3 protein-coding genes are annotated in these 8,368 nt (G+C 60.1%); 2 read left to right on the forward strand and 1 reads right to left on the reverse strand.

Annotated features, from left to right (window positions below; all coding sequences use genetic code 11):
• Together CJ255_RS23785 and CJ255_RS19990 are read left to right on the forward strand one after the other, a co-directional pair.
• Positions 1 to 1,250: hypothetical protein (locus CJ255_RS23785; protein WP_217352502.1), on the forward strand; the 1,250-nt coding region annotated here is incomplete at its 5' end.
• Positions 1,251 to 1,322: 72 nt separating this feature from the next.
• The gene (locus tag CJ255_RS19990) at positions 1,323 to 7,334 is read left to right on the forward strand and encodes a DUF11 domain-containing protein (protein ID WP_124682025.1); all 6,012 of its coding nucleotides are present in this window, start codon (positions 1,323 to 1,325) and stop codon (positions 7,332 to 7,334) included.
• Positions 7,335 to 7,509: 175 nt separating this feature from the next.
• Here the strand turns inward: CJ255_RS19990 and CJ255_RS19995 are convergent, their stop codons facing one another.
• Complete coding sequence (locus CJ255_RS19995) at positions 7,510 to 8,031, reverse strand: toll/interleukin-1 receptor domain-containing protein (protein ID WP_097645849.1); 522 nt, start codon at positions 8,029 to 8,031, stop codon at positions 7,510 to 7,512.
• Between the last annotated feature and the right edge of the window lie 337 nt (positions 8,032 to 8,368).

The raw sequence follows: 8,368 nt of genomic DNA on the forward strand, positions 1-8,368 counted from the left end.
GAACCACCCCTGGCGATGGCGATGGGAACAGCGGAACCACCCCTGGCGATGGCGATGGGGGCAGCGGAACCACCCCTGGCGATGGCGATACGTCAAACAATGAGGAGCAAACGTTCGCGCAGGGCTACCGCATCTTTATGCCGTTGATAATGCGCGGCACCGGCCAGATGCAGCAGATGCTGCCCAGCCAAGAGACGCCCGCAACCTTTGGTATGCTCGCCAGTACCCGGCGTAGCGAGAGTTTGCACCATATGTTTACCAGCATCCCTGGGTTGAGTCCACAAGCCTTCAATGGTTTTCGTATCAATACCTTGGTGAGTGCTGCGCGTCAGCATGGACGCGATAATACTAGTCCCTTTGGCCATACGTTGCCTGGTTTCAATGGGGCGCTCTTTATTGATTGTATGCTACGCGCAGCCAACTTTGCCCCCGCTCGTTGCAATGGCACGACCGCAGACCAGAGCTATATTGCGATGAATGCGCTGCGTGTGGCGCTGTTGAATGCCGGGGCGGTGCCGGTGCCAGAGAACCAGGTGGTGCCGGGGGATATTCTCTTTCTGAACTATGCTGGTACGACTGACTACTGCTGGGGTGGGGTAACTGTTGAGGTGAGGGAGAATCCGCGTGAGGTGCGCGTGGCTACGCAGTCGGTCAATTTTGAGAATGAAAGAGCAGAAATCCTCCAGTGCCGCCTAAGCAATGGTACGCTCGTCACCCCAGGCCGCTCCTACCTCCGGCTCGACAGCGAGGCGCCCTTTGCCAACTTCATCCAACCGGCCCTCGAGTCGGCACAGGCGTTAACGCCGGGTCGCCATGTGGTGAGCTATAGCGCAGAGGACCCCGCACTACCGACGGTGCCCGCCTCTGGCGTGCAGGGCTTTAGTGTCGCTTATACCCGCGATGGTCAAGCGACGCTCTTGGCCAACCAGAGTGCTGAGACGACGCTGGTGGCCGATTTGGATGTGCCCTGCCGGGCGGTTGATCTAGGTGTTGTTGCCTTTGATCGTTCGGGTAATGCTAGCCTCGAGCGGGCGGGCTGGTTGGATGCGTTTGTGTTGCTGCGTGGCGATGCTGATGGCGATGGTCAGATTACTGAGGCTGACTACGAATTGATCCGGGCGGCTGAGGGGCTCACCGCCGCTGATCCCGGTTTCCATCCAGGGCTTGACCCCACTGGCGACGGCATGGTAGATGCCGCTGATCGGCTCTTTGTCGAGGCGCTGTTGCTGAATACATGTCCACAACCGTGACGGCCACTCTATATGCCAACTACCCTTGAACATGCCGCGTAATCAAGAACGCGAAAGCCCATTGGGACGTTCATGTTCGGTAATCTACAATCTACAATCTACAATCTACAATCTACAATCGGAAATGGTATGATGCCTCACCGTTCATTTGTCACCTTTTCACTCGCGCTGTTGCTGCTTTTCACCATGACGGTGCGCCCCGCTGCGGCTCAGGTGCCTGCCTATCAGTGCAATGTCTATGGTGTTGACCCCGCTGCGCCCTTCTGTCTTTTGGTGCCGGTGGTTGATGCTACGGGTGCGCCGCTGCCCGGAGCGCTGGTTACGGTCACGTTTGAGGATTTTACCCTGACGGCCTTGGCGCGGCAGACGGTGGATGGGCCGCTGGGTGAGGCTATTGCGGCCCTGCCCCTGGAGCAACTGGGGGTGCTGCCGGGCGATCACCTGGATATTCGGGTGCAGGTTGGGAACAACGAGGTCCGTGAGATCGTTGGCTTTCGCCCCGATCCGCTTACGCGCACCTTTATGACCGCTCCTTTCTCGATTGAGACGCCGATACCTCCGGCCCCCATCTATGGCCGGGTCTATGAGTTGGATACCGAGAGCCGCACGCCGGTGAGTGGCTACACGCTCGAACTCTACCGCGATGGGCTAGAGGGTGACCTGCTGGATCGCTTTGAGGCGGGCGATCGTGTGGATTTTCAGCTCGATCCTGGTGATCTGCCCGCAGGAACGCGCCTCTGGATTGTGGCCACGCGTGAGGATCACCGTTCGCTTGTGCCCTTTATCTGGCAGCAACAGCCTATCCCAATGCAGCTTGCGTTGAATTGGCCCTGTGGTGGGATTGCTCCCCGTGGTAGTAGTGGTAAGCAACTTCCCAGAGGCAGTAGTGGCAAGCAACTCCCCGATCCCTTCTGTGTGATTGGGACGGCTACGCTCAATGGTCAAGCCCTCGAAGCTGTTGAGGTGAGTGCCCAACTTTTGGTGCCGCTCAGTACTTCTGAGGAGTTTGATCTTTCGCCTGTTATTACTCAGACGCGCTATTTGAGCCAGTTGGAGTTGGATGATCCGATCTACCTTATGGATATTGGGCGGCTTACGAGTTTGGATGTGATCAGCAGCACGGTGGTGCGCTTTACGGTGCGCCATGAAGCTCTAATTGGTAGCCTCGATCTCACGTTGGCCGATCTGCGGATTGATGAGTATTGGGGCGCACGCGTGGTGCCAATTGAACTACGCCAAGAGCATATGGTTAGTGCGGGTATGGCTGGGGGCCAACCCAGCCTGGTGGCGGCAACGGGCAGTGATGCCAACCAGATGATCTATGTGGCGGCCCGCGACGGCTTGTTGCTGCGCCACTCTCCGGGCATGACGGGTTGGCTTGGTCTGTTGGGCAATCGGGCTACCATGCGTAACCAACCCGAACTGGCCGCCCTCGCCGCTTACCGCGCCACCTCCGGTGGTGACCTGCTGATTGCGAGTAGTCTGGACGGTGCGCTCTACCAGTCGTCCGATTATGGGGCTACCTGGACAGCCCGGACGAGTCCGGTGGGCCGTGTGCGAGCTCTTACCTTTGATGCCGAGGGTACGCTCTTTGTGCTTGGTGATGCTGGTTTGGTGCAGGTGGCTGCCGCCCAATCCCACACCACGAGTGAACCTATGCTGCTCTGGCAAACCGCAACAAATCTGCCGCCCCCGCCTGAGGGCACACGCGCGCTCGCAGTGTATGGCGGTAGCCTCTATGCCGGTGGCACCCAAGGGCTCTTTATCCAACAAGCTAGTACGTTGGCTTGGGTACGCCTACGCAGCGAAGCGGTGCTCGCGCTGGCGGCTGAACCAGCCCAGGGCTTGCTGGTAGGGACGCGCAATGGCCTGTTTGCGACTAATGGCGCGAGGAGTAGTTGGCTTGAGCAGGGTTTGCCGGGGGTGGTAAGCGCCTTGGCTAGTAGTGGCACTACGGTATGGGCGATTACAGCGGCTGGCCTGAACCAGCGCGAGGGTGCCGCTGCGCCATGGGAACTCCGCGCTATGCGTGATGCGGCGACACCCCAGCAGGGCTTGGGGACGCCGAGTATCTATGAGTTGCGCACGCTTGGGGCGCGTACCTATGCGGCAACCCAGGCGGGGGTGATGGTGAGTGATGATGGTGGGCAGAATTGGGCAGCCTTCAATCCCGATTTTACCCAGATGGTTCGTTCGCTCGCGTTGCTGCCCCATGGCCCGCTGCTGGCCGTTGGCCCCAATGGCCTCTTTGAGCTTACGCCGACCTCTATGAGCCCGTGGATGCTGCCCCTGAGTAGCAATCTCAACCCGGCGACCCTACGGGTGAGCAATGACGCCAGTGTGCTGCTGATCGGGCGCTCAGGCGGGCCGGGCGGCCAGTTGGTAGTACGTACCGACAACTGGGATATTCTCAGCGTTGGGGCGAACCGTGGGATCAGTGCGCTCGAGTTCTTTCCGGGGGCACGCGGCAACTCCAGCGCCGTTATTGCCACCTTTGGCGATGGGCTCTGGCTCTGGGAGCGTGAAACCGGGCTTACGCCCTTCCCGGCCTTACCGGCACCCAATGGCGGCCAATTGAGCATTGGGGCGGTCTGGATTAGCCCTGAGCCTGGCCCATGTACGCTGGCAGTGGGCACCAATAGCGCCAATAACGCGACGCCAGCGGCGATCTATACGCGCCCCTGCGATACTACGAGCATGTGGGCGGCGGCGCAGAATCTGGTGCAGCCCGATGGTACGGCGGCCCGGAGTGTGACCGCCATGGTTGGTTCACCTATCAATAATAATCGCCTCTTTGCCGCAACTGATCGGGGCTTCTTCCAGGGCCAAGTGGGCGGCACTTGGACGCGCATTTTTGGCCTGCCTATTCGCCCTCTGGCGCTTGCTGCTTCTAGCAACTATGCCGAGGATCGCACGCTGCTGACTGGTGGCATCCAAGCGGGCGTTGTGCGCCTCTTTGATGCTTCGCCCGACCTGGATCTGCGCCTCGATTGCCCCACCCAGGCGCGCGGGGCGACCGAGTTTACCTGTATCCTCACCGCTACCAACCAGGGCCTCTTGGTTGCTGCTGCGGGCAATATTGATGTTACTTGGGGCAATGGCTTAGAGCTGGTGATGCTCAATGGCATACGCCGCCCCCAACCTGCCACCGAATCTCTTGTGCTCACCCGGCCACTCCTGCGGGCGGGTGAGCGCAGGAGCTACAACCTGACCTTTGGCGTAGCCCGTGAGCAGCGTCCGGGGCGTGTGCAGGTGGAGGTGCAAGCGCCAGCAGTAGCCGAAGAGATCTTTACTATCAACAATGAAGCCCGTGCGCGCATCAATCTCGACTACCGCGATGCGCCCGATCCGGCGCTGGTGATCGGTGGGCAGCGCATGACGCCCCTTGATGCTGTAGGGACGCTTCAGCTCTTCCTGAGTAACCCTGGTACCCAAGCGCTCACGACGAGTGTGCGCGTTACGCTCCAATTGCCCCCCAGTGTTACCCTGGTTGAGGCTGTGGGGGCAACCCAACCCACCAGTGGTACGCTTGTCTGGGAGGTTGAGCCATTACCTGTTGCGGGCGAGCAGGTGCTGCGTCTGAGCTACCGCATGCCCACAAGTATCACGACCGGGACGCAACTGCTCGTGACGGCAGGATTGAGCTATAGCGGCGATGATCGCGAGTTGGCGAACAATCAGGATACAGTAGAACTCTTGCCCACACCGAGCGACCCGGAAGTCATTGTGCTGACCAACATGGCCCGTTTGTCCGCCCGTGGGCCGGTGGCGGACGTTCGTAGCGCCCTGGCCGCATATGTGAGCATGAATGGCGCGTTGGAGCTTCCGCTTGATGAAGCCCTGCCCTGTGCCGACGAGCCTGCGGGGTTGAGTTGTGCCTACGAAGCGTGGGATGCCAGCATCGCCCTACTCGAGCAGAGCCTCAATGCGGCGCAGCCGGTGGCAGAGATTGACCAGCGCGCGCAGGATGCGGTAGAGGCGCGCAACGCCCTGCAAGCCGCCATTGTGGCCTATGTTGCCCCGCAGCTTGCACTGCTGGCAGAGGCTCCACGCTACCTCTACATCATCGGCGACGACGACGTCATCCCCTATGGCGCAGCGCCCGATCTGCCCGACAACGATCCCCTGAGCTACCCGCAATCCTACTACGCCATGTCCATCCCGTGGGAAGATCCGCTCTTTAGCCTCTTCAGAGCCAACCACTACCCCACTGATCGCGTTTATGATGCGCTTGATGTCACCACCAGTCGTCAGCCGGGCAGCCCACATGAGATTACGGCAGCCCTAGAGCGCTACGTCGCTCAGGGTGGCACGCTGGTGCTCAACGCCGGTACCGTGTCGGGCGTAGCGGTACACCTGACCGAGTTGGTACAGCGCGAACTCTGCATGATGATGAACGAACGCGGCCTCGCCTTGGGCCTTGGGCTCGGACAAAGCCTTGCGTGCAACACCATTCCCAGAAGTGTCGCGGCGGGCTTCCCGGCCCTCACTAGCAGCGGACGGATCATCCAGGTGAGCGACCATGCCGCTCGTGAAGTGATTGGTGATGCCACCATCAACACGATCCGCCGCAATACCCCTGGCCCCAACGCGCTCAACCTGATCCTGTTGCTCGGCTGCCACAGCGGGGTAACGGCAGGCAGCCCCGACGAACCGACCTTGGTTACTGAATTGGCGGGCTTGGGCCAACCGAGCTTTGGGTTTTTGAACTACGCCTACGCAGGAACGATTGAAGAAGAAGGCGCGTTCGCCTATGCCGAGCGGCTCAACCTGTATCTGATGGACTACCTGCTCAACCAGGAGGATATAACCCTAGCCGATGGCTTGCGGCGGGCATTGACCGACTACCGTGGGGTGAGTGGGCTCCTCCACAGCAACCGTCACATCAAGACCATCAGCGGCATCGCGCTCTTCGGGCCGCCCGACTACCGCTTGCGTCTCCCTGCCCCCTCCGTGGCCGCCTCAATGCCCGCAGCAAGCCCGGCCATAGCCACCAACCCAGTGCCGCAGCGCGAGCTTGCCACGCCCGGCAGCCTGCTGCAACTCAGCTTTGTGCATACGGCAACCACCAGAGCCGAGGGCAGCTACTACCGGAGCAGCACCGACGGAGGCAGTAGCATGCTGCTCAGCGACTCGGGCCTACCCTTGCAGCCCGCCGTCACGCTGCCTGTCGATCCCAGGGTTGGCGGTGCCTTGATCCGTGATGCACACTTTGAAGACATTATGGGGTTTGATCCGGTGATTGTAAGTGGGGCACCCATCAATGAGCCTCAGCGTTACAGCGAACGAGCCTACACAGGCGGCACATGTGACCGCCCCGTCCTGCTGCACACCTTCACCGGAGGCGACGGCAACAGCCACCTGTTGTTTGCTACCGGCCAATGGCACCCGCTAGGCAGCATCCAGCGCCTGATCCACACCATGGATGTCGAACTGACCGCCAAACGCCCCGGAGGGCAACCAGCAGTCTTCGGAGGGCGCGCAACCAACTGCCGTCTCAACCAGCGTGTCAGATTCAACATCCGTGACGGATCCGGCATCGAGCGCGTCGAAGTTGTCCTGATCGAAGATGGACGCTTTACGGCGCACCCCATGCGTAAAACCGGCCCGCGCTGGACCGCCACCTTCGAGGCAAAAGCATGGTCACGCTACTTCATCCAAGCGGTCGGTACCGACGGCAGTGTAACCCTCGACACCAATCAGGGGCGTCTCTACATCGTCCCCGACGAGCATGCACCATGCGGCCCGGAGTGTGACATCAACAGTGCCCTTGACGATCTGCACCCAACCTTCCTCGCCAACGGCGAAGTGGCGATGATGAACTATTCGCCAACCTGCCGCTACAATGTTGGGCTGGCCTCGTATGCCGTCTATGGATCAGGATTAAGCAACCAGAGTCTCTTTGACTCCACGAAGAAACTGCTCCAACCCGGTGCAACAACCATCCTACGGGTACGTCTACCCAACTGTGCGGCCCAAGTGGACACCTTCTACGGCAACGTGATCAGCGATCCTGCACCGCCGCGCTACGCCGACCGTCTTCTCGCAAGCCAGGCGATCAGCGGGGGCTATTGTAGTCGGTAGGCTGCTCAAGGGTGCGTAGGGGCTACGCCCCTCCCTTCGTTGGTGTTGGTGGCGCAACCACCAACACCAACGAAGGGAGGGGTTCGGGGAGGGCGAAGCCCTCCCCGAAAACCCCTCCCACGATCCTAGAGGTTCCAGAAACATTATCTGAAAGACGAGAACAGCCACAACGCGATCACTCCAAGCCAGCCAAGAGGCGGGCAAAGGTAGCGGGATCGTCCAGCCCTTGGCTCAAGTCTACCCACGAGAAGCTATCGAGCAACAGGGGCAGACCGTGGCGATCACCACCGGGGAGCAGCACCGGAATGACGGGGCGCTGATCGGGCGCACTCATGGCCTGACGGATGGCGACATACGCCTCTTGGCGCTGCCAGCGCCCCACCCCATGGGGGCCAATCAGTACCAGGGTTGCGCGGGCCTGCGTCAACCCCTCCTCAACCCGCTCCATCCAGAGTTGACCCGTCAGGATTTCGTCCTGATCAAACCACGGGCGTAGACCAGCCTGCCGAAGCTGGTTTGTCAGCCACCTCGCCACCTCGCGGTCGGGAGCATGGTAGGAAATAAAGCAGTCATAGGGGTACGCTTGCATCGGCGTAGGCTGCGATGGTTGCTCCTCAGGCAATGGCGACGGAAGGTACTCAACCGTGGGGCGCTGCAAAACCTGTACGCGCGCGAAGTCATGCTCTTGGATGGTCATGGAATCTTCCTCGTGGCTACAGTATGGGTGTCAAGGTAGGTCTTATTGAGATAGACCAAGCCACTTACAATTCGTATCAAGCTGAACAGAGATAGTCCCTCATCTTCAGATTGTCCCACTCAACGCGACCCAGAGGGAGCTTGGGTGTGGTATGAGATTAAAGCCAGCGACGACGGATTTTCCGATGGGGATAGGTGGAAGACTTCTGGCCCTTAGAGGCTGTCTGAAAAGTCTATGGTTTGGCGTTGGAGTGCCGGCTTATGGTGTTCCAGTAAATAATCCGGTATAATAACTCGCAGAAGTGTCAAGCCTTTCTGAGGAGGTTCTCATGCCTGCA

Origin of the sequence: Candidatus Viridilinea mediisalina (assembly GCF_002532535.1) — a bacterium.
In the GTDB taxonomy this organism is placed as follows: domain Bacteria; phylum Chloroflexota; class Chloroflexia; order Chloroflexales; family Chloroflexaceae; genus Viridilinea; species Viridilinea mediisalina.